This is a genomic window from Pseudomonas sp. KCJK9000 (assembly GCF_046230725.1).
GTDB classification, from domain to species: Bacteria; Pseudomonadota; Gammaproteobacteria; order Pseudomonadales; family Pseudomonadaceae; genus Aquipseudomonas; species Aquipseudomonas promysalinigenes.
Window position 1 is genome coordinate 37,319 of sequence record NZ_JBJJLN010000028.1, and the last position, 21,846, is coordinate 59,164.

Annotated in this window: 22 protein-coding genes and 1 pseudogene; 7 read left to right on the forward strand and 16 right to left on the reverse strand. The window is 60.2% G+C overall.

The window, feature by feature from the left end; all coding sequences use genetic code 11:
* The first annotated feature begins 78 nt into the window (after nucleotides 1-78).
* On the forward strand, nucleotides 79-957 hold the full coding sequence (locus ACK59H_RS14085; RefSeq protein ID WP_060478428.1) for a LysR family transcriptional regulator: 879 nt from the start codon (nucleotides 79-81) through the stop codon (nucleotides 955-957).
* Between the two features lie 18 nt (nucleotides 958-975).
* On the opposite strand, the gene ACK59H_RS14090 is transcribed toward ACK59H_RS14085, so the two are convergent.
* The 3 genes and pseudogenes from ACK59H_RS14090 to ACK59H_RS14100 all read right to left on the reverse strand — a co-directional run bounded on the left by ACK59H_RS14090 (nucleotide 976) and on the right by ACK59H_RS14100 (nucleotide 3,064).
* Entirely contained in the window at nucleotides 976-1,446 is a 471-nt protein-coding gene (locus ACK59H_RS14090) for a methyl-accepting chemotaxis protein (RefSeq protein ID WP_230849762.1), read from the reverse strand.
* Nucleotides 1,447-1,518: 72 nt separating this feature from the next.
* Nucleotides 1,519-2,292, reverse strand: a pseudogene (locus ACK59H_RS14095) (PAS domain-containing protein); the annotation flags it as partial.
* 73 nt (nucleotides 2,293-2,365) lie between these two features.
* The gene (locus ACK59H_RS14100; protein WP_230849761.1) at nucleotides 2,366-3,064 is read right to left on the reverse strand and encodes an EAL domain-containing protein; all 699 of its coding nucleotides are present in this window, start codon (nucleotides 3,062-3,064) and stop codon (nucleotides 2,366-2,368) included.
* A gap of 377 nt (nucleotides 3,065-3,441) precedes the next feature.
* On the opposite strand from ACK59H_RS14100, the gene arfB reads away from it, so the two are divergent.
* On the forward strand, nucleotides 3,442-3,855 hold the full coding sequence (gene arfB / locus ACK59H_RS14105) for an alternative ribosome rescue aminoacyl-tRNA hydrolase ArfB (RefSeq protein WP_060478479.1): 414 nt from the start codon (nucleotides 3,442-3,444) through the stop codon (nucleotides 3,853-3,855).
* Nucleotides 3,856-3,905: 50 nt separating this feature from the next.
* On the opposite strand, the gene pncB is transcribed toward arfB, so the two are convergent.
* Nucleotides 3,906-5,105 (reverse strand): nicotinate phosphoribosyltransferase, encoded by a 1,200-nt coding sequence (pncB, locus tag ACK59H_RS14110; RefSeq protein ID WP_060478425.1) that lies wholly within the window; start codon nucleotides 5,103-5,105, stop codon nucleotides 3,906-3,908.
* Nucleotides 5,102-5,752 (reverse strand): nicotinamidase, encoded by a 651-nt coding sequence (locus tag ACK59H_RS14115; protein ID WP_060478424.1) that lies wholly within the window; start codon nucleotides 5,750-5,752, stop codon nucleotides 5,102-5,104. The genes pncB and ACK59H_RS14115 overlap by 4 nt, the downstream gene beginning before the upstream one ends.
* 138 nt (nucleotides 5,753-5,890) lie before the next feature.
* Here ACK59H_RS14115 and ACK59H_RS14120 point away from each other — a divergent pair, with 138 nt between their 5' ends.
* Nucleotides 5,891-6,595, forward strand: a complete 705-nt coding sequence (locus tag ACK59H_RS14120; protein WP_060478423.1) for an NrtR DNA-binding winged helix domain-containing protein — start codon at nucleotides 5,891-5,893, stop codon at nucleotides 6,593-6,595.
* 12 nt (nucleotides 6,596-6,607) lie between these two features.
* On the opposite strand, the gene ACK59H_RS14125 is transcribed toward ACK59H_RS14120, so the two are convergent.
* Nucleotides 6,608-7,201 (reverse strand): cupin domain-containing protein, encoded by a 594-nt coding sequence (locus ACK59H_RS14125; protein ID WP_060478422.1) that lies wholly within the window; start codon nucleotides 7,199-7,201, stop codon nucleotides 6,608-6,610.
* 334 nt (nucleotides 7,202-7,535) lie between these two features.
* Here ACK59H_RS14125 and glnT point away from each other — a divergent pair, with 334 nt between their 5' ends.
* The 4 genes from glnT (at nucleotide 7,536) to ACK59H_RS14145 (ending at nucleotide 11,883) form a co-directional block, all read left to right on the forward strand.
* Nucleotides 7,536-8,870 carry a type III glutamate--ammonia ligase gene (gene glnT, locus ACK59H_RS14130; protein ID WP_261743545.1) on the forward strand — a complete coding sequence of 445 codons (1,335 nt, stop codon included), beginning with the start codon at nucleotides 7,536-7,538 and terminating at the stop codon, nucleotides 8,868-8,870.
* A 66-nt stretch (nucleotides 8,871-8,936) separates the two neighbouring features.
* A complete protein-coding gene (locus tag ACK59H_RS14135) occupies nucleotides 8,937-9,842 on the forward strand; it encodes a glutamine amidotransferase family protein (RefSeq protein WP_060478420.1) in 906 nt (301 codons plus the stop codon).
* A gap of 25 nt (nucleotides 9,843-9,867) precedes the next feature.
* Nucleotides 9,868-10,542, forward strand: coding sequence for a protein glxC (locus ACK59H_RS14140; RefSeq protein WP_060478419.1), 675 nt, complete (start codon nucleotides 9,868-9,870; stop codon nucleotides 10,540-10,542).
* Nucleotides 10,543-10,557: 15 nt separating this feature from the next.
* Nucleotides 10,558-11,883 (forward strand): FMN-binding glutamate synthase family protein, encoded by a 1,326-nt coding sequence (locus tag ACK59H_RS14145; protein ID WP_060478418.1) that lies wholly within the window; start codon nucleotides 10,558-10,560, stop codon nucleotides 11,881-11,883.
* A gap of 114 nt (nucleotides 11,884-11,997) precedes the next feature.
* On the opposite strand, the gene ACK59H_RS14150 is transcribed toward ACK59H_RS14145, so the two are convergent.
* The 10 genes from ACK59H_RS14150 to ACK59H_RS14195 all read right to left on the reverse strand — a co-directional run.
* The gene (locus ACK59H_RS14150; RefSeq protein ID WP_060478417.1) at nucleotides 11,998-13,410 is read right to left on the reverse strand and encodes a cytosine permease; all 1,413 of its coding nucleotides are present in this window, start codon (nucleotides 13,408-13,410) and stop codon (nucleotides 11,998-12,000) included.
* 323 nt (nucleotides 13,411-13,733) lie between these two features.
* Nucleotides 13,734-15,899, reverse strand: coding sequence for an ATP-binding protein (locus ACK59H_RS14155; protein WP_060478416.1), 2,166 nt, complete (start codon nucleotides 15,897-15,899; stop codon nucleotides 13,734-13,736).
* A gap of 254 nt (nucleotides 15,900-16,153) precedes the next feature.
* The gene (locus tag ACK59H_RS14160) at nucleotides 16,154-16,717 is read right to left on the reverse strand and encodes an NUDIX domain-containing protein (protein WP_060478415.1); all 564 of its coding nucleotides are present in this window, start codon (nucleotides 16,715-16,717) and stop codon (nucleotides 16,154-16,156) included.
* A gap of 2 nt (nucleotides 16,718-16,719) precedes the next feature.
* Nucleotides 16,720-17,472 carry a GntR family transcriptional regulator gene (locus ACK59H_RS14165; RefSeq protein ID WP_060478478.1) on the reverse strand — a complete coding sequence of 251 codons (753 nt, stop codon included), beginning with the start codon at nucleotides 17,470-17,472 and terminating at the stop codon, nucleotides 16,720-16,722.
* A gap of 91 nt (nucleotides 17,473-17,563) precedes the next feature.
* Nucleotides 17,564-17,953: a carboxymuconolactone decarboxylase family protein gene (locus ACK59H_RS14170; RefSeq protein WP_060478414.1), complete on the reverse strand. Its 390-nt coding sequence runs from the start codon at nucleotides 17,951-17,953 to the stop codon at nucleotides 17,564-17,566.
* A gap of 174 nt (nucleotides 17,954-18,127) precedes the next feature.
* Nucleotides 18,128-18,613: a flavin reductase family protein gene (locus tag ACK59H_RS14175; protein WP_060478413.1), complete on the reverse strand. Its 486-nt coding sequence runs from the start codon at nucleotides 18,611-18,613 to the stop codon at nucleotides 18,128-18,130.
* 13 nt (nucleotides 18,614-18,626) lie between these two features.
* Nucleotides 18,627-20,108: an aldehyde dehydrogenase gene (locus tag ACK59H_RS14180; protein WP_060478412.1), complete on the reverse strand. Its 1,482-nt coding sequence runs from the start codon at nucleotides 20,106-20,108 to the stop codon at nucleotides 18,627-18,629.
* Entirely contained in the window at nucleotides 20,105-20,938 is an 834-nt protein-coding gene (locus ACK59H_RS14185) for an alpha/beta fold hydrolase (protein WP_060478411.1), read from the reverse strand. Before ACK59H_RS14185 ends, ACK59H_RS14180 begins: the two co-directional genes overlap by 4 nt.
* Nucleotides 20,939-21,006: 68 nt before the next feature.
* Entirely contained in the window at nucleotides 21,007-21,603 is a 597-nt protein-coding gene (locus ACK59H_RS14190) for an amino acid synthesis family protein (protein WP_060478410.1), read from the reverse strand.
* A 23-nt stretch (nucleotides 21,604-21,626) separates the two neighbouring features.
* A partial coding sequence (locus ACK59H_RS14195; RefSeq protein WP_409264574.1) for a hypothetical protein occupies nucleotides 21,627-21,846 on the reverse strand: 220 nt, incomplete at its 5' end.

The following is a 21,846-nucleotide window of genomic DNA, read 5'->3' on the forward strand; positions in this document are numbered from 1 at the left end:
TAGATTATTCTGGTTATAAGCTTATAAAAAATCGTGATTTAGGATGGAAAATATCCGACTAGCTGATATTTTAGGGGTATGAGTCCAGAGCAGCTGATAACGTTCGCAACCGTCGCCGAGCATGGCAATATCAGCCATGCCGCTTTGGCGTTGCATTTGTCGCAACCTGCGGTTTCCGGCCAGCTCAAGTTGCTCCAGGAAGACTTCGGCGAGCCGCTCTATCAGCGTGCCGGCCGTGGCGTGCGGCTGACCGCGGCCGGCGAGCAATTGCTGGCACATGCGCAGCGGCTTCGGGAAACCTTCCGCCAAGCCCAGGCTTTGGCTGAAGCAATGCGTGGGCTGGAACGCGGCACGCTGCGCATTGGTGCCAGTACCACGCCGGCCAGCTACCTGTTGCCCTACCTGATCGCAGACTTCCATGCGCGCTATCCCGATGTGCTGGTCAGCACGACCCACGGCAATACGGCAGAAATCGTCGCGGCACTGCACAGTGTCGACATCGCCTTGATAGAAGGCCCGCCTGGGCAAGACTTGCCCGTGGGCACGGGCGTCACCCCGTGGCAGCAGGATGAAATCGTGGCGATCGTTCCCGGCGGTCATCCGCTTGCGGACGCAACCGAACAGTCCCTCACGGCGCTGGGCGCTTACCCTTTGGTGCTTCGGGAAAGTGGCTCCGGGGTGCGTCAGATCGTTGAGCGGGCTTTTGCCCGGCAAGGTATCGCCGTGCGTGTGGCGCTGGAGATCGCGGGTGTGGAGGGGGTAAAAGAGGCCGTCCGGGCTGGCATGGGGATTGGCTTCGTGTCGGCTATGTCGATCCGCCACGAAGATGGCGTATTACGGGCAGTGAGAATCGCGCATGAACCTCTGCTGCGGCGCTTTTCCATTCTTCTACCCCATGCCGCCGCACCCTCGCGAGCAGCGTCACGGTTCATGGAGCTCTGTTTAGAGCAACACTAGGCTGTGATAGCCAAGCGATCAGTGTTGTACCGTTTGGCCGAACTGCTTGACTGCCTCCACCACCTGGCGTGCCCCGCATTGAATTTCCTCGATCACTTTGCCTGCCTTGCCAACCATTTCAACACCAAGGCCGGTCTTGTCCAGGCTGATCTGCATACCCTGAACGGCTTGTTGGGACAGATCATTGTTACGCTGTACCACCTCTTTGATTTCCATCGTGGCCTGAGCGGTACGCACTGCCAGGTTGCGTACTTCGTCTGCTACCACAGAAAAACCTCTGCCGTGTTCTCCTGCTCTGGCCGCTTCGATCGCTGCGTTCAAGGCCAGCAAGTTGGTTTGCTCGGCGACTTCGCGAATGGTTTGAATAATCTGGGTGATGACTTCCGATTGCTGGTTCACCGCATGGATACGCTGCGCAGCCTTGGACAGTTCTGCAGCGATTTCCCTAACAGTGGCAATGGTATCGCCGATGATGCGCGCGCCTTGCACTGCGTGGTCATCGGTCCTCTGGGCAACCGCGTACGCCAGGCTTGCCGCCGCTGACTCAGCTTTTTGCTGATTGACTTGAGCGGTGATGTCGCGGGCAAATTTAACAATCTTGTAGAGCTTGTTTTGCCCATCGAACACCGGATTGTACGTGGCGCTCAACCAAACGGTAGCGCCCAGCCGATCGATCCGCTCGAAGCGGCCAGAGCAGAATTCGCCTTTGTTCAATTGAGCCCAGAACTTCTTGTAGTCAGCCGAGCCCGAGGCTTCACGGGTGCAGAAAAGGCGATGATGCTTGCCTTTGATGTCTTGCAGTTCATAACGCATGGTCCGCAAGAAATTCTGATTGGCCTCAAGCACATGACCATCAGGATCGAATGACACCATGGCCATTGATCGGTTGATCGCGTCCATGGTGCTGTGCTGCTCTTGTTCAAGCTTTACCCGTTCGGTGATCGGGTGGGCCAGCATGATGATGCGTTCCACGCGCCCGTCGGCGCCATGGACAGGGTTGTAACTCGCCTCTAGCCACAGAGTGGTTCGATCTTTACTGCGCAACATCACGCGATTCGAAACAGGCGTACCCTGGCGCAGCCTTGGCCAAAGATCGCCACTGGTACACGAGGTCGTCGACTCATGTGCTTCAAGCAAGTCGTGGTGCTTGCCGATGATATCTTCCAGGTTGTAGCCAAGCGCATGCAGGAGGTTTTGGTTGGCAGCGAGTATCAAGGCATTTGGCGTCAACTCCAGCATCATGTTGGATAGATCCAGCGCGCGCTCCCTCGCTTGCTTGCTTTTCAATGCCAAAGAGAGGTTTTCAAGATCGAGTTTAAGTCGTTTATTGAACATAGGCTGGCCCGATATCGGTGCGCACGAGGGATGAAAGCATTGGGTTATGAAAAGCCAAGTCTGGAGAGCGCTGCTAAGGCCAATGGACGGCGGGAAGGCCTTCGTAAGCTGGGCGAGCGAAAAGAAAGCCCTGGAACAGGTTGATACCAAGCGCTTGCAGGGTGACGAGTTCTTCGAAGGTCTCGACCCCTTCGGCGATGACCTCGATGCCTAACTCGCGGGACATTGTGACGATCCCTGTGGTTATGACTTGCTTGGGTCTGCTCTGGCCTATACCTCGGATCAGGTCCATGTCGATTTTAATGATATCTGGCTGAAACTCCGCGAGCAGGTTGAGGCCGGCATAGCCTGCGCCAAAGTCATCGATAGCAGTCTTGAAGCCTTGTTTTTTATAACTGCTCAAGATTTTCTTGATATGAGATCTGTCGGTGATGCTCTCACTCTCGGTGACTTCGAAAATCATCTTTTCAATGGGGAACTGGTACTTTTCAGCCGCTTGAAGCGTTGTCCGTATGCACGCTTGCGGCTGGTAGACGGCGTTGGGCAGAAAATTGATGCTGAGAAACGCTTGGATGCCGTTCTGTGCGGCCAGTTCGACGGATTTGACGCGGCAGGCCTGATCGAAGCTGTACCTGTTCAGATCATTCACTTGGCTCAAGACGGCTTGAGCACCTGCTCCGTCTTTGCCGCGCACCAACGATTCATAACCGAAGATGCTGTGATCGCGCGTGTTCACGATTGGCTGGAACGCCATCGTGAAGTCGAAGTCCATACCTTTATTGTCCCTGCAGTTGCGGCAACCGGAAGGCTGTTCAAGCGTAAGGGGTATCAGTTGCATAGGTAATCTCGCACCTCATGGGTTGACGGCAGTGTGAAGGCTCCGTGCCAGTTCCGAAGGTGCGTACACGCTCAGTGGGTACAGTATTGCTCCAATACTTGTACAAAGGAAGTGTGTTGTACAAGTATTTTGCATATTTTCCGTGCCGAAATGGCCAATTCAGGCGGTGATAGTGCCAATCTGTACAAATTTGTTCGTCATTGCTTGTGCAAAAAACCGATGTGACAGGCCAGTGAGGTGCTGCAGGGTTGGTTTAGCTTTGGAAGAGTGGCGTGTGCCGTGATAATGGGCACTTCGAAAAGGGCCCTGTCATGCTTAGCATCAACAATCATGTGCATCTGCCAGATGCTGAAATCGAATTGACCTACATCCGCGCGCAAGGGGCGGGCGGGCAGAACGTCAACAAGGTGTCGAGCGCTGTGCACCTGCGCTTTGATATCCGAGCTTCGTCCTTGCCCGAGTTTTACAAGGAGCAACTGCTGGCCTTGCGCGATAGCCGCATCACCGCAGATGGGGTATTGATCATCAAAGCCCAGCAGTTTCGCACCCAAGAGCAGAACCGCACCGACGCGCTGGCGCGTTTGGCCCAAATGATTCTCGCGGCGGGCGAAATCCAGAAAAAGCGCCGCCCCACCAAACCTACCCTTGGTTCGAAAACCCGTCGCCTCGAAGGCAAGGCCAAGCGCAGCACCATCAAGGCGGGGAGGGGCAAGGTAAAGTTCTAGGGTTATGCCTGCACTAGCTGGCGACGCGCCGGTGTAGCCGGCCCCGCAGATCAGTTCACCTTGAACACGTGCTTCATGTAAGCCACGAAGTTCTCGTCCCGACACTGTGTCTTGCCAGGGCTGTCGGAAATTTTCGCCACTGGCGCGCCATTGCAGTCGGTCATTTTGATCACGATGTTCATCGGTTCAACACCGGGAATATCGCATGTCAGGCGTGTGCCAATGCCGAAGCTTACGTTGATACGCGGATGCAAAGCTCGATACAGACCCAAGGCTTTGGCGAAGTCCAGCCCGTCGGAGAAGATCAGCGTCTTGCTCTTTGGGTCGATCCCCAGCCGTTCGTAATGCGCGATGGCCTTTTCCGCCCACACTAGCGGGTCGCCCGAGTCGTGGCGCAGGCCGTCGAACAGCTTGGCGAAGTACAAGTCGAAGTCGCCCAGAAACGCGTCCATGGTGATGCAGTCGGTCAAGGCGATACCCAGCAAGCCCCGGTATTCCCGCACCCAGCATTCCAAGGCCGCCACCTGGCTGTCCACCAGGCGCGGGCCCAGTTGTTGGTGGGCCATGAACCACTCGTGGGCCATGGTACCCAGCGGCTTGAGTTCAAGCTCGCGGGCCAAGTGCACGTTGCTGGTGCCGACGAAACGGCCAGGGAAGTCATGCTTGAGGATGTAGACCACCTCTTCCTGCACTCGGTAGGAAAACCGCCGCCGAGTGCCAAAGTCGGCCAGTTGAAAGCCAGCGAGCTCTTCGTTGCTGGCCTGTGCCTTGAGCCAGTCAAGCTTCTGGTACAACCGCTCACCTACTTGTTCGATGACAACGTCACGGTAGCGGATACGGTTACGCACCTCGCTGATGATCGCCAGCAGCGGTATTTCGTAGAGAATCACGTGCAGCCAAGGCCCACGCACACGAATAGCCAACTGCCCAGCGGCGTCGAGGCCGACCTGCACGTAACGCAGGTTGAAGCGGAACAGGCTGAGGAAGCGCAGGAAGTCCGGCTTGAGGAACGGGATCTTTTCCAGATAGGCCAACTGGTCATGGGTGACGGTGACTTCAGCCAACTGCTCGATCTGATAGCGGATTTCTGCCAGGTATGGCGAGAGGTCTTCGCCATTGCGGCAGCGAAACTCCCATTCCACCTCAGCGTTGGGGTAGTTGTGCAGCACCGCTTGCATCATGGTGATTTTATAGAAGTCGGTGTCCAGTAGGTTCTGGATGATGCGCGGGCCAAAGACGCTTTCACTCATGGGCGGTCTTCCTTGATCAGAGAGAGTTGGTAGTCCAGGGCTGCTTCGTCGCCGCACAGGATCACGCCTTCGGCGGCCAACGAGCCGCACGCGGTGATGGCACCTGCCTGGGTCAGGGCTCGGCAGGCCGGTAGATAGAGCAGCACCTTGAACCCTGCCTGGCGCAGTTGCCGTGCGGTGGTCTTGACGCAATAGTCCAACGCCAGGCCGCCAACGATCACAGCGCCTACACCGTGCACTTTGAGGTACTCGATAACCCCCGTGGACCGCCGCTCTGCCAGGTCGTGATAACAAGCGCCGTAGGGGTGCAGGTCAGGTTCGACTCCCTTCCAGACGAAGTAGTCGTAGTCGATGGGCGCGGGCAAGCCGGGCAGCAGGTCGAAACCAGGGGTGCCGGGAACGCAGTGGCTGACCCAGGTCAGGTCGGCATTATCTAGGGCGAGGGGTTGCAGCATCTGGCCGGGTTCGGCCACCACCCACGCCGCGTTGGCCGGATGGGCGTCCTTGCTGCCCAGGCGCAGATCGGCGCGCAGGGCCATCGTGTTGAGGTCCGGGGCGATTTCGTTGCCTTCGGGCACCGGCAACTCCTGAGGGGCATTGGCGGTGAAGCCATTCTGCGCATCCACATCGAAACTGGCGATCTTCATGGCGGGTCTCCTCGCTGGAATGACTATATAATCCACCTGGTGTTGTAAGTATGTCAAGTTCTCCGTTTGGTGATGTTCTGGCTTGCCATACTTAGATGCTCTGGTGGATTATTGGCTAGATTGATAAGGAGCTTTGTCGTGAGTACAGTCGAAGTCCTGGCCAGTGTCGATATCGTCGCCCTGCGCTTGGCCCCTGATGCCCAGCATCTGCAAGTGTTGTTGCGCCGTCGGCAGCGCGAACCCCATGCCGGCCAATGGGCCTTGCCTGGCGTCATCGTCAATGGGCGCATTGCCGATACCACCCTGGACGGCGCGGCGCAGCGCGCCTTGTGTGAGAAGGCTCGGGTTGTGCCGTGCCACCTTGAACAAGTGGGGACTGAAGGCAATGCCTTCCGCGATCCGCGTGGGTGGTCGTTGAGTACCTACTACCTCGCGCTGCTCAACCCGCAACAGCAAATTGAAGATGAGCAATTGGCATTTTTCGATCTCGTCAGTGTGATCGAGCGCAAGGTGCTATTGCCGTTCGACCATAACCTACTGGTCGAACGGGTGCGCGAACGCCTGGCATCCAAGACTCTTTACAGCAGTCTGCCGTTGTATCTGCTGGCGCAAAAGTTCACGGTGCTCGATGCAGTAGGGGCGGTGCAGGCGTGCTTGGGGCAGGCGGTGAACAACACTTCGCTGCGCAAACGCCTGGATCGCTTGCGCGAGCTGGGGTGGGTGCGCGATACGGGGGAAAAGAACCAGCCCCGACTAGGCCGACCGCAGCAGTTGTATGAGCACACCCCGCAAGGCGACCGGGTATTCATGTTCGACCGCAGCCTTCTGCCAGAAGGGGCTTGAACGAGCGCAGGCTTACTCGTCGCTGTAGTTCATGATCGATAGCAGGCGAATTGGCACTTTCACCAGTTGCTCCGGCCCATGGGGCGTTTCGCCATCGAATGTCAGGCTGTCCCCGGCCTGCATGCGGTAGAGCTGGTTGCCGTGGCGATAGACCAGTTCACCCTCCAGCAAATGTAGGAACTCGGTACCGGGATGGGCGAAGGTGGGGAATTCCTCGCTGGCGTCATCCATGGTGACCATGTACGCCTCGAAGTTTTTCTTCGGCCCTCTGGCATGGTTGAGCAAATGATAGGTATGGCCTTTCTCGGTGCCGCGGCGCACCACCTCCAGCCCTTCGCCGTCCTTGACCAGCAAGGCATTGCCATCAGGCTGATCATATTGGCTGAACAGCTTGGCCATCGGCATCCCCAGCACGTCGCACAGGCGGCTCAGGGTGTCGAGGCTGGTGGACACTTGCGCATTCTCTATCTTGCTCAGCATGCCCTGGCTGATGCCTGCAATGCGTGCCACGTCGGCAAGCTTGAGCGACTGAGCCTGGCGCTGGCGCTTGATCTGTAGACCTAGATATTGCTCCAGGCGCAGCCGCGGTTCGGTTTCGGTTGACATCAGATGCCCTGCACGTTTTCAGTTCAAGAATAAATATTTCGCACTGGGAAAGTGCGCAACTTAGGTCGTCTGCGCGTTTTTTTCCTCAGACGAAAACAAGTTTCCCATAAAGGTGGCACAAAAACTTGTACTGATTTTGCCCGGGTTTCTGAGGGTCCGAAGCTTCTCCCATAGGGCTTGCAAGGCATCTCAAGAGCGGACTGAGGCGTGAGTAGGGCGTAGAAGCGCGAGATGGCGTTGAAGCATTGCGATGTTGGCAAGCACATTGCATTCCTGTTGGGAAAGTAAATTTCCCATGCGGAATTAGCGCACCTCAGCCAGGAGTGACCAACCCATGTTGCCAGCAGAAACGCAGCGCACCCTCGATCAGCACGGTATCAAGTACGTGCTGGCGCAGTTCGTCGACATCCACGGATCGGCGAAGACCAAGTCGGTGCCGGTATCGGGCCTGAAAATGGTAGCTGAAGAGGGTGCCGGCTTTGCCGGGTTCGCCATCTGCGGCATGGGCATGGAGCCCCATGGCCCGGACTTCATGGCCCGTGGCGATCTGTCCACGTTGATTCCAGTACCGTGGCAGCCGGGCTATGGCCGCGTGGTCTGCGTCGGACATGTCAATGGCCAGCCCTGGCCCTATGACAGCCGTTACGTGTTGCAGCAACAGGTACAGCGCCTGGCCGACAAGGGCTGGACGCTGAACACCGGGTTGGAGCCGGAGTTCAGCCTGTTCCGCCGGGACGAGGGCGGCAAGCTGCAACTGGTGGATGCCTCCGACAACCTCGATAAGCCTTGCTACGACTACAAAGGCCTTTCGCGTTCGCGATTGTTTCTCGAACGCTTGACCGAGGCGCTACAGCCGGTTGGCTTCGACATTTACCAAATCGACCACGAAGATGCCAACGGCCAATTCGAAATCAATTACACCTACAGCGACGCAATGGAGTCGGCCGACCGCTTCACGTTCTTCCGCATGGCCGCCGGGGAGATCGCCAATGACTTGGGTATGATTTGCTCGTTCATGCCCAAGCCCGACCCCAAGCGCGCTGGCAATGGCATGCACTTCCATTTGTCGTTGGCCAGTAGCAGCAACAAAAACCTGTTCCACGACCCCTCCGACAGCAGCGGCATGGGGCTGTCGAAGCTCGCTTACCACTTCGCCGCTGGCTTGCTGGCCCATGGTCCGGCGCTATGCGCTTTCGCAGCGCCGACGGTCAACTCGTACAAACGCCTGGTGGTGGGTCGCTCGCTTTCCGGCGCCACCTGGGCGCCGGCTTTCGTCGCCTACGGCGCCAACAATCGATCGGCGATGGTGCGCATCCCATACGGACGCCTGGAGTTTCGCCTGCCCGACGCCGGCTGCAACCCGTACCTGGTCACTGCCGCGATCATCGCTGCGGGCCTTGATGGCATCGACCGCGAGTTGGAACCGGGCCAGATGTGCAACGAGAACCTCTACAACCTGAGCCTGGAACAGATCGCCGCACGGGGTATCGCGACCCTGCCGCAGTCGCTCAAAGAAGCCGTTGACGCGCTCGAGGCCGACTCGCTGTTTCGTGAGGTGCTCGGTGCCCAGATCGTCGACGAATTCATCAAGCTCAAAGGCATGGAGTGGGTTGAGTACTGTCGCCACGTCTCCGACTGGGAAATTCAGCGTTACACCGAATTCTTCTGACCGCCAACCCAATCCCGGGGTGGCGGCGCTTGCAGCGGCTACCCACTGCATAGAAGGAGTATCAGCATGTGTGGAATCGTAGGGCTGTACCTGAAAAAGCCGCAGTTGCATGCGCAGCTCGGCAAACTTTTCGAACCCATGCTCCAAGCCATGACCGACCGCGGCCCGGACAGTGCCGGCTTTGCCATCTATGGCGATGAAGTGACCGATGGCTGGGTCAAGCTGACACTGCAGGTGACGGAGATAGACTATCCCTGGGCCGCCCTGATGGGCCAGCTCGAGGGGCGCTTGGGTTGCTCGCTGGAGTGGTTCCAAAACGCCAGCGCTGCCGTACTCAAAGCCCAAACCAGCGAGGCGCTCGTCCGTAAGGCCCTGACTGAGCTGGCACCGGATGTGCGCATCATGAGCGCCGGGCAGAGCATCGAGATCCTCAAGGGCATGGGCCTGCCGGCAGACATTTCCAGCCGCTTCCGCCTGGCAGGCATGAAAGGGAGCCACATCATCGGCCATACCCGCATGGCCACCGAAAGCGCGGTGACCCTGGAAGGTAGCCACCCGTTTTCGACCGGGGCCGATCTGTGCCTGGTACACAACGGCTCACTGTCCAACCACTTCCGCCTGCGCCAGGAACTGCGTCGCGAAGGCATCACTTTTGAAACCGAAAACGATACCGAAGTCGCCGCTGGCTATCTGACCTGGCGATTGCAGCAGGGCGATACCCTGGCCCAGGCCCTGGATGGTGCTCTGGAAGATCTGGACGGCTTTTTCACCTTTGCCATCGGCACCCGCAACGGTTTCGCCGTGATCCGCGATCCGATCGCCTGCAAGCCCGCAGTGCTGGCTGAAACCGACGACTACGTGGCCATGGCCTCGGAATATCAAGCGCTGGCGAGCTTGCCTGGTATCGAAAAGGCCAAGGTCTGGGAGCCTGCCCCGGCCACACTCTACGTCTGGGAGCGCGAAAGCGCCTGACCTCACCGAACCACTGGAGAACTTCATGAAGACGATCGACCTTTCCAGCGCCTCGGTGCGCGCACTCAACCAGTCCCTGCATGGCCAGGTGCATGACCAAGAATGGCGGGTGACCCACCCTGACGGTAAGCACAACCTGGCCGTAGGTATCAACGCCGCCGTATCGGTGGATATCGAAGGCCACGCGGGCTACTACTGTGCCGGCATGAACCAACAGGCCAGTATCACTGTGCACGGAAACGTCGGTGTGGGCGTGGCCGAGAACATGATGTCAGGTTCGGTAAGGGTCAAGGGCAGCGCTTCTCAGGCGGCCGGCGCGACCGCCCATGGCGGGCTACTGGTCATCGAAGGGGATGCGGGCGCGCGTTGCGGTATTTCCATGAAGGGCGTGGATATCGTGGTTGGCGGCAGTATTGGCCACATGAGCTGCTTCATGGGCCAGGCCGGGCGCCTGGTGGTATGCGGCGATGCCGGGGATGCCTTGGGCGATTCGCTGTATGAGGTGCGTATCTACGTCAAAGGTACGGTGAAGTCGCTGGGGTCGGACTGTATAGAGAAAGAAATGCGCGCCGAGCACTTGCAAGAGCTGCAGCAATTGCTGAACCAGGCCGGCCTTGGGCACAAGGCGGCCGATTTCAAACGTTATGGCTCGGCTCGCCAGCTGTACAACTTCAAAGTCGACAACGCCAGCGCGTACTGATCCAGGAGCATCGCCATGAGTGAACAAACCCCCCCGGTATTGCGTGAGTCGGCCACCTTCGATCGCCTGACCATCCAGGAAATCCAGCGTGCCGCCGAAACCGGCATCTACGACATTCGCGGTGGCGGTACCAAGCGCCGCGTGCCGCATTTCGACGACCTGTTGCTGCTAGGCGCCAGCGTGTCGCGTTACCCGCTCGAAGGCTACCGTGAAAAATGCGGTACTGACGTGGTGTTAGGCAACCGTTTTGCCAAGAAGCCGATCCACCTGAAAATTCCGGTGACCATTGCTGGCATGAGTTTCGGCGCATTGTCGGCCAATGCCAAAGAGGCCCTGGGCCGTGGCGCGACCATCGCGGGCACCAGCACCACTACCGGTGACGGCGGCATGACTCCGGAGGAGCGCGGCCAGTCGCAGCACCTGGTGTACCAATACCTGCCGTCGCGTTACGGCATGAACCCTGACGATCTGCGCAAAGCCGACGCCATCGAGATCGTCCTGGGCCAAGGCGCCAAGCCGGGCGGCGGTGGCATGCTGCTGGGCATGAAGGTGACCGAGCGCGTGGCCGGCATGCGCACCTTGCCGGTCGGCGTGGATCAGCGTTCAGCGTGCCGTCACCCGGATTGGACGGGCCCTGACGACTTGGCCATTAAGATTGCCGAAATCCGCGAGATCACTGACTGGGAAAAACCTATCTATGTGAAGATCGGCGCCAGCCGCCCGTACTACGACGTCAAGCTGGCGGTGAAGGCCGGCGCCGATGTGATCGTGCTCGATGGCATGCAGGGCGGTACCGCCGCCACCCAGGAGGTGTTCATCGAGCATGTTGGCATCCCGATCCTGCCGGCTATACCCCAGGCGGTGCAGGCGCTGCAGGAGATGGGTATGCACCGTAAGGTTCAGTTGATCGTCTCCGGTGGCATTCGCAACGGCGCCGACGTAGCCAAGGCCATGGCCTTGGGTGCCGACGCTGTGGCCATCGGTACGGCGGCATTGATCGCGTTGGGTGATAACCACCCGCGCCTGGATAGTGAGCTGAAGAAAATTGGCTCCGCTGCCGGCTTCTACGACGACTGGCAGAATGGCCGCGACCCTGCCGGTATCACCACCCAGGACCCGGAGCTGGCCAAGCGCCTGAACCCGGAGGAGGCTGGCCGGCGTTTGGCCAATTACCTGCGGGTGCTGGTGCTGGAGGCACAGACCATGGCCCGCGCCTGCGGCAAGTCGCATCTGCACAACCTCGACCCAGAAGACCTGGTGGCACTGACCGTTGAAGCCGCCGCCATGGCCCGGGTGCCGTTGGCCGGCACAGCCTGGGTGCCTGGCCAGGCGCAGTACTGACCCATCACTACACCGCCGGCCTTGAAGCCGGCGGTGTAGGTTTGCGCGGGAGTGATTTCAAAGCGTAACCGGCCTTATCGCGGGCTCACCCGCGAGCAGGCCGGTACAGGTCAATCAGTGACTCATGGCCAGCTTGGCACTGGTCTGGCGACGACGGTAAGCGCTGTCGCGCGAGGCCAGCCACCAGTACAGCGGCGAGGTGATCGCCAGGCCCACCAGCCATGACAGGTCTGCGCCGTTAATGTGCTCGGAGATCGGCCCGACATACAGCGGCGTGTTCATGAACGGGATCTGCACCACGATGCCCACTGCATAGGCAATCAGCGCCTGCGGGTTATAGCGGCCGTAGATACCGCCATCGACCTTGAAGATCGACTGGATGTCGTAGTCGCCCTTGTGAATGGCATAGAAGTCGATCAGGTTGATCGCCGTCCACGGCACCAGCACCACCAGCAGCACCAGGACCATGTCGACGAAGTGGCCAATGAAGTCGGCCGAGGCGAACACCGCCACAACGCAGCACGCGGCCAGCACGATCAGCGACAGCACCGCGCGGCTCTTGGCGGTCGGGATCCAACGGTAGGCGAAGGTTTGTACCAGGGTGATGATCGACAGCACCGCACCGTACAGGTTGAGGGCGTTGTGGCTGATCACGCTGAGCAGGAACAGCACCAGCATCACCGGGCCCAGAGTACCGGTAGCGAGTTTGACCGCGTCCATGGTGTCCATGCCCGCCGGGATCGCCAACACGGCCACGGCGCCGAAGATGAACGACAAGCTCGAACCCAGGGCCGAGCCCAGGTAGGTAGTCCAGAAAGTCGAGCTGACCTTCACGTCAGCCGGCAGGTAGCGCGAGTAGTCCGACACGTACGGCGCGAAGGCGATCTGCCAAAGTGCTGCCAGCGACACAGTGGCCAGCCAGCCGGCCAGGTTGAAGCCGCCGCGGGTGAGGAAATCGTCGCTTTGCACATGGCTGAAGATGTAGCCAAAGCCCACCACGATGCCGATACCCAGCACCCAGGTGCCGATGCGGTTGAGCACGTGAATGAAGCGGTAACCGATGATGCCGATGATGCCTGAGCCCAGCGCACCAATGACGATGCCTACCGGCACTGGCACGGCCTCGACCACGCCATGCAGCGACTTGCCCGCCAGCACGATGTTGGAGGCGAAGAAGCCGATGTACATCACCCCGGCGATCACCACCACCAGTAACGCGCCGAGGGTGCCGAACTGAGCGCGGCTCTGGATCATTTGCGGGATGCCCATCTGCGGGCCCTGAGCTGAGTGCAGGGCCATCAGCACCCCCCCGACCAGATGGCCGACCAGAATGGCGACGATCCCCCACACCAGGTTCAGGTGAAACAGTTGCACGCCCAGGGCGCCGGTAACGATGGGAAGGGGTGCGATGTTGCCACCGAACCATAATGTGAACAGATCCCTTACCTTTCCATGGCGGTCTTGCGGCGGTACGTAGCCGATCGTGTGTTTTTCTATGAGGGGTGCCGAATTGGCTGCACTGGTCATGACTGACTCCAAGGCAAGGTGGGGCATCGGGTGCTGCCCGGGTGCGTGCCGGCGAAGGGCGACGCGTTCTTGTTGGAGTGATGATGCGGGGCGTGGCGATTAGGAGAAATTAGTAAATTTGTACCCATAAACCTTAAAAAACCTAAGGCTGACAAAAGGTTAAGCGGTGGACGGTAGCAAGTTGAGTGCCAGTTGATGGCAAGCACTGTACTAGAGGGCTTTGGCTTCGCTGGGCTGGCGTGGTGCGGGCTACATAGGGGCGCTGCGCCCCCTGATGGTGCAGGCTATTTGGGTGCTCGAGCTTGCAATGCCAGCCCTTGAGGTCAGGCGCGAAGTCTTTTGTTCAATAGCTGGCACAGCTGCTCAGCAGAGTACGGCTTGGCCAGGAAGCAGAAACCTTCGTGGCCATCTTCGGCAATTGTTTCGCTGTAACCGGAGGTCAGGATCACCGGCAGGTGTGGCCGCTGCTGTTGCAGTTGCCTGGCCAGGGCCAGGCCACCGATACCCGGCATGACTACGTCGGAAAAAACCGCATCAACATCGCCTTGGGGGCCACTGAGCTGAGCAAGGGCCTCTTCGGCCGAGGTGACCAAAAGGATGCGGTAGCCATGGTCCTTGAGAATCTGCGCAGTAAAGTTGCCTAAATCAGGATTGTCCTCGACCACCAGGATCAGCGGCTCGCCGTCAGCCTGGGCAGGTAGTTCATCGTCTGCGCTGCCCGGCGCTGAGTTGGTGGGCGCAGGCTCCTGAGGCAGATAAAGCGTAAAGCGGGTGCCGTGGCCCGGTGTGCTACTGACCTTCACGTCGCCTCCGGACTGTTTGGCAAACCCGAACACCTGGGACAGACCCAGGCCTGTCCCCTCACCAGGTGCCTTGGTGGTGAAGAACGGGTCGAAGATGCGCTCCAACAGCTCAGGCGCGATACCCATACCGCTATCGGCTACCGAAATCGCGGCAAACACCCCATCGAGCCCCGGTACAGACTGATCGGCCTGCAACTGCAGCCGCAGAGTGCCTTCACCCAACATGGCGTCGCGGCCGTTGAGCATCAAGTTGATCACCGCTGTTTCCAGTTGGCTGAGGTCGGCGCGGATGTAGCAGGGCGTTTGTGGCAACTGCAGCTCCACCAGCATGCGTGCGCCAGTGGCGGTGTCGAGCATGTCAGCCATGGCCTCCAGACGTGGCGCGGCCTCGAATACCTGGGGGCTGAGGGCCTGGCGCCTGGCGAAGGCGAGCAATTGACCCGTCAGCTTGGCGCCCCGATCTATCGAGTCGGTCATGGTCTTCAAATAGCGTTCGCGCCGGCTGATATCGAGGTCGGGGCGCTGCAGGAAGTGTAGTGACGAGCGCATGATGGTGAGCAGGTTGTTGAAGTCGTGGGCCACGCCGCCAGTCAACTGGCCGATGGCTTCGAGTTTCTGGGCCTGGCGCAGAACGGCCTCGGTATGTAGCAACTGGGTCGTACGCTCCTCGACGCGTTGCTCCAGGGACGCATTGAGTGCCTGTAGTGCGGCCATTGTCTCGCGCGTTTCGGCATAGGCCTGCACCCGCTGGATGTGCGCCCAGCAGCGCTCGGTCACTTCACTGATCAATGTCTGTTCGTAGGAGGTCCATTGGCGCGGGAGCTTGTCGTGGATGGCCATCAGTGCAGTCAGCCGGCCGTTTTCGATGAACGGGATGCAAATGGTGGCGCTGACACCAATGGCCTGGAAGGTGGCCGCCGCCTCCGGCGGCAGCTCGCTCAGGTTGTTATTGATCACCAAAGCTTGGCCGCTGCGCAGGCGGCTGATGGCCAGTTGCCCGAAGTCATGCAGGTGGTACTGGCCGAGCAAGTGCGGCGAACCGGGGGCCACCGCATCGCCGCAGATGGTGAAAGCATCCTCGTCAGGACCCATGATGGCGTAGGCGCAACTCGACAATTGCATGTGTTCGAGCAACTGTTGAGTGATGATGGCGAGAACCCGGTCAGCCTGCGTCGCGCCCGCCAGCGCTCGGCTAAGCCCGTCGAGAAAGTTCAGGCGCTGGTTGGCAAGTACTGTGGCGGTGGTTTCGGTAACCGTGTCGAGCATGCCTACGACTGTCCCGTGGTGATCACGGATGGGGCTGTAGCAGAAGGTGAAGTAGGCGCGTTCCGGCCCACCGTTGCGTTCGATGGTCAGCGCAAAGTCCTGGATGAACACTGCCTCTCCAGCTAGCGCTCGCGCAGCCATGGGGCTGATCTCGGGCCAGGCCTCTTGCCAGACCTCACTGAATGGCCTGCCCAACGCCTGGGGTTTCTGCCCCAGGATTGGCATGAAGGCATCATTGTGCAGGGTCAGCAACTCTTGGCCCCAAAGCACGGCCTGCGGGAAGCGCGAGCCTAGGCACAGCGCCACGGTGGTCTTGAGGGCTTGCGGCCAAGTCTGCAGTGGGCCGAGAGTGGTGTTCGCCCAATCGTAGCTGCGGATGCGCTCGCCCATCAGGCCGCCGCCGTGTAGCCATTTAGCCATCTGCTCTGCCGATCCTTTTGCACAAGGCTATAAGGGTGCACCGAGAATAGCCGCTTGGCGAGCGGTTTCTTGCGGCCTGCCGAGCACTGCGGTGTGGCGCCTAGGCGCAAACCTATAGGCACCCATTTGGTTTGTTCGAGCAGACGCCGCAAGCCGGGCGTTCTGCGATTATCCGCCGGCGCTTCTTCCAGGCAGCGATCCGGGGTTGGCCTATAAGGCAGCCTCCCGGCACTGGCGGTTTACTTTACGCTGGGTTAGCGCATGAAGTGCACTTTGCCGGTGTCGTCATTGCCCATATAGATGCCATAAACCCCAGCTTGGCGTTCAAGTATGTAGCGCTCAAGGATCTGGCGGATCGCCGGGTAATAGATCTCGTCCCACGGGATCTGGTGGGGTTCGAAGAACTTGTAGGCCTGCGTTTCAGGCCCGTACTGCCCAGTTTCTTCGGTGGCGATGGCGCGGAAGATGATGTACACCTCGCTGATTCTGGGCACGCTGAAGATAGAGTAGGGCGAGACGATGTCGGCGCGCACGCCGCTTTCTTCCCAGACCTCGCGCAGGGCAGCCTGCTCGGTGGTCTCGCCAGCTTCCATGAAGCCGGCGGGCAGCGTCCAGGTGCCCGGACGGGGCGGGATGGCACGTTGGCATAGCAGGTACTTGCCTTCACGCTCGATGATGCAGCCTGCGATGATTTTCGGGTTCACGTAGTGAATGTAACCACAGGCGGCGCAATGCAGGCGCTCGTGGGTATCACCTGTGGGAACGCCCCGAGCCAGTTCGGCGGTACAGTGCGGGCAATAGCGCGGGGCGTTGGGCATGATCAGCGGCCTATGCGAGGTTCCTTCAGGGCCAATGGCTCGACGATGTCGCGCACTTTGGCATTGTCATCCTGCTTTTGACGCAGGTAGTCAAGCGCCACCTTGGCGGCGGCGCGCACATGATCGACCGAGGCCTGGTGTGCCACCAGCGGATCGCCGCCCTTGATGGCCTCGACGATTTTTTCCATTTCACGGTTACTGGCGCCGCGGCGGTTCTCTTGGGACACTGACGTAGCGCGCAGGTAGCTGATTCGCGCTTGCAACTGACGCAACTGCTGCGCAGCCACCTGGTTGCCGGAGCCTTCCAGAAGCACGTCATAGAAACCTTGCACCGAATCCAGTACCTGCTGCAGCTCGCCTTCTTCCAACGCTTCGCGGTTGACCTCCAGCGCACGTTCCAGCGCCCGGATGTCCTTGGCCTTGGCGTTGAGGGTGAACAGTTGCACGATCAAGCCTTCGAGCACGCAGCGCAATTCGTAGATATCGCGGGCGTCTTCCAGGGTGATGATGGCCACGCGAGGGCCTTTGGCGTCGGCAAACTCCACCAGGCCTTCGGATTCCAGGTGGCGCAGGGCTTCACGCACCGAGGTGCGGCTGACGCCGAGGCGGTCGCAGAGGTCGCGTTCGACCAGGCGGTCACCCGGCAGCAGGTGGAAGTTCATGATCGCGCCACGCAGCTTGTCGAGCACGATTTCGCGCAGGGTAACGGGGTTGCGGTTGACCTTGAAGCTGTCGTCGAGGGGCTGGCGTTTCATCAAGTGCGCTCTGATAGAGGCTGCCCGGCCCCCACCGACAATTGCACCACGAACCATCGGTGCTCCTTGCGTGGGTTCGGACAGCCCGCTGTTAACGGGTTGACTCCGCATCGGCTTCGGCGAAGGCCTCGCGAGCTAGGCGGAAACTGTCCACCGCCGCGGGCACGCCGCAATAAATGCCGACCTGGAGCAGGATCTCGCGAATCTGTTCACGGCTCAGGCCATTGCGCAATGCGCCGCGGATATGCAGCTTGAGCTCGTGGGGCCGGTTGAGCGCGGAAATCATGGCCAAGTTTATCATGCTGCGCTCTTTGAGCGAGAGGCCTTCACGGCCCCAGACATGGCCCCAGCAATATTCGGTGACCAGCTCCTGCAGTGGCTGGGTGAATGCGTCGGCGTTCTGGATGGAGCGGTTGACGTATTCCTCGCCCAGCACCTGGGTGCGGATCTGCAGGCCTTTTTCATATTTCTCGTTGCTCATTGCCGTGCTCCATATCAAAAAAGGGGCTGCAACCGAGGGTGAGACGATTAGTGCAGCCCCTGAAACAGGGTCATCGGTGTGGGCTGTTTCGCGGGTGAGCCTGCTTCTAAAGGTTCAAGCCTTTGCTCAACCGCTGGGGAGCGGGTTCATCCGCGAAGCAGCCGATGAGTTCTATCAGACCAATGGCGGCAGGGCGCCCAGCTTGCCTTTGTGGTAGACCATCGGCGTGACCGGCTCGGCCGGCAGGACCAGATTCTTCACCGCGCCAACGATGATGGCATGGTCACCGCCATCGTATTCGCGCCACAGTTCGCACTCGATGATCGCCGTGGCCTTGGTCAGCAGCGGGTTGCCCAGCGCGCTCAACTGCCACTCGATACCTTTGGCCTTGTCCTTGCCTTTGCCTGCAAAAGCGTAGGCTTCGGCGGTTTGCTCGGCGGACAGCAAGTGAATGGCGAATTGCTTGCTGTCGCGCAGAATCGGGTAGGTGTCCGATGCGTAGTTGGGGCAGAACAGCACCAGCGCCGGGTCTATCGACAGTGCGCTGAACGCGCTGGCGGTAATGCCGACGATGCCGCCGTCGGTGTCCAGGGTGGTGACCACAGTGACACCGGACGGGAAGGAGCCCATCACGTCTTTGTAGATGCCTGGTTCGATCATCTCGTGCTACCTCTTAGCGCATCACAAACGGGTCGGGCATCGGCGCGGTGGACAGGTTGATCCACACGGTCTTCAGCTCGGTATAGGCCAGCACCGAATCGATGCCGCTCTCGCGGCCATAGCCGCTGTTCTTGAAGCCGCCGATCGGCGCCATGGCCGACACGGCACGATAGGTATTGACCCAGATGATCCCCGAGCGTACGTCTCGCGCCAGGCGATGGGCGCGGCCCAGGTCGCGGGTCCAGATGCCGGCGGCCAGGCCGAACTGCGAATCGTTGGCGATGGCCAGGGCCTGCTCTTCGGTCTTGAAACGGATGACGGCGGCGACCGGGCCGAAGACCTCTTCCTGCATGATGGTCATCGAGTTGCTGTCGCACTCGAACAGGGTCGGTTCGTAGAACCAGCCATCACCTTCGACCTCGGCACGTTTGCCACCCATGTGCAGCTTGGCGCCTTCGGCCTTGGCGGCTGCCACCAGGCCTTCGACCACAGCCAGTTGCTGCGCGGTGGCCATCGGGCCCATTTCGCTGGCGTCGTCTTGCGGGTTGCCGATGCGAATGCGTTTGGCGCGGGCGATCAGGCGCTCGACGAATTCGTCGAAGATTTCGTCTTGCACCAACAGGCGCGAACCTGCCACGCAGCTCTGCCCGGAGGCTGCATAGATGCCGGCCACCGCGCCGTTGATGGCGCTGTCCAGGTCGGCGTCAGCGAAGATGATGTTCGGCGACTTGCCGCCCAGCTCCAGCGACAGCTTGGCGAAGTTCTCAGCGCTACTGCGCACTACATGGCGCGCTGTGGCGGCGCCACCGGTGAAGGCGATCTTGCGCACCAGCGGGTGGCGGGTCAGCGCTGCGCCGGTGCTTGGGCCGTAGCCGGTGACCACGTTGACTACGCCGGCCGGGAAGCCGGCTTCCAATGCAAGGCGAGCCAATTCCAGGATGGTTGCCGAGGCGTGTTCGGACGGCTTGAGCACGATGGTGTTACCAGCGGCCAGTGCTGGGGCGAGCTTGATCGCGGTCAGGTACAGCGGGCTGTTCCACGGGATGATCCCGGCGACCACTCCGATCGGCTCGTGCACGGTGTAGGCGAACAGGTCGGGCTTGTCCAGCGGCAGTGTGCCACCCTCGAGCTTGTCTGCCAGGCCGGCGGTGTAGTGGAAGAACTCCGGCAGGTACCCGACCTGGCCGCGGGTTTCACGGATCAGCTTGCCGTTGTCACGGCTTTCGAGTTGAGCCAGGTGCTCTTTGTTTTCGGCGATCAGGTCACCCAGGCGGCGCAGCAGCTTGCCCCGTGCGGTGGCGGTGATGCTGCGCCAGGCCGGGCTTTCGAAGGCACGTTGGGCGGCCTGCACGGCCAGCTCGACATCGGCCTGGTCGGCGTCGGGCAGTTGTGCCCAGGCCTTTGCAGTGGCCGGGTTGAGGCTGTCGAAGGTCTTGCCGCTCTGGGCATCGAGCCATTGGCCGTCGATGCACATCTGGAAACGAACGAGGGTCATGCAACAATCCCCTTGGCGGATTCGGTGAGGATGCGGGCTTGGGCGAGGAAGTCCAGAAGCATCTTGTTGACTTCCCGCGGTGCTTCCACTGGCATCATATGCCGTTGCTCGGCAAGGACCACGCTTTGTGCGCCAGGAATGCTGGCGGCAAGCTGACGGGTCATGGCAGGGGTGGAGCCCGCGTCGAGTTCGCCGGTGGCGATCAACGTCGGCACCTGGATAGTGCCCAGGTCGCTTGCGCGGTACATGTCCTGGGTAGCGAAAAGCGAATAAGTGGTGTGATACCCCTGCGGGTCATTGTTCGCCAGTACTTGGCGAATGGCGGCGACCTGCGCCGGGTTGGCAGCCTTGTATTCACGGCTGAACCAGCGGTCCAGGGCAGCGTCGACGTTGGCGTCCGGGCCTAGCTGCGCAGCCTGGGCAGCGCGGGCGATGACCCCGGCACTCTGCTCGGGCGTACGGTTGAATACGCTGTTGAGCACAACCAGGGCAGCCAGACGCTGCGGATAGCTCAAGGCAAAGGCCCGGGCGACCAGGCCACCCATGGAAAAACCAATGACCGTGGCCTGTTGAATCTGCAAATGGTCAAGCAGCTCGGCGAGCTGGGCGGCATAGCCCTCCAGGCCAATGTCGGCGGCCGGCAGGGCGCTCTGGCCGTGGCCAAGCATATCGTAGACGATGACGCGGTAGTCGTTGGCCAGGCCAACGATCTGACCGCCCCACATTTCCTTGTTCAAACCCACGCCGTGAATCAGTACCACGGGTTGGCCCTGGCCGACGGACAGGTAACTGGTGCCGGCAGGTGTGTGTTCAGCGACAGGCTGAATCATGGAGGGCGCTCCTTGAAGGTCGGGCACGGCGGGTAAGCACGCCACGCCCAGGCCCGTCTTGGTTGTTGTTATTGAGCGTTGGCTTTTTCGGCAGCCAGTTCTTCCAGGTCGATATAGCGGTTGCCGATGCGCGGGTGCAGGCGGCCCCCGTCGGCTGCGCCCAGAACCACCACGATCTCATCGGCGCGCGGCGCGTCTTCGATCTGCATTTCCAGAGTGATGTAGTGCGAGCGCAGGCCTTCGTCGTCCTTTTGCATCATCGGGATCTGGATCGAGGTGCCTGGGCCGCCGCGCTTGTTGGTGAAGCTCAGGTAGCTCTTGGCCTTGACCGCCTCGCGGTAGTGGTTGCCAAAGCGCAGGGTGTGAATCACGGCCGAAGCATGCTCGATTTCGCCATCGGCGCCGACCACGGCGGCCTTGCCGTAGGCTTCGATTTTGTCGGCACCGCCGATTGCGGCCGTCAGGCGTTCGACCATCAGGGCACCGAGCTCCGAGCAATTGGCGCGAATTTCCGGCTTCAGATCTTCAACGAAACCGCGACCGGCCCATGGGTTCTTGATCACCACGGCCAGGCCGACCATGGTCACAGGCTTGTCGGTGGCCTTGCCGCCTTCGATACGGGTCTCTTCGGAATAGGTGACGATCTTGCGGATTTCGAAACTCATGGAGGGGCTCCTGGTGAGGGTTATCAGCTCTTGTTGTCTGATGGTATACCATAATATTTGTTGTGCAATAGGTGCCTGAAAATTTCTGTTGTCGCAGGACGAAAGGTTGGTGCATGGCTTGGGATTTGTGGTGGTTTGAAGATCGAGCGCCGCCCGCGCGGCGCATCGCGAGCTGCGCTCGCTCCTACGTTTGTTTCGGGCCAATAACGCCTGTGACAGGCGCGCGCGACCGCCTTGTTTGTA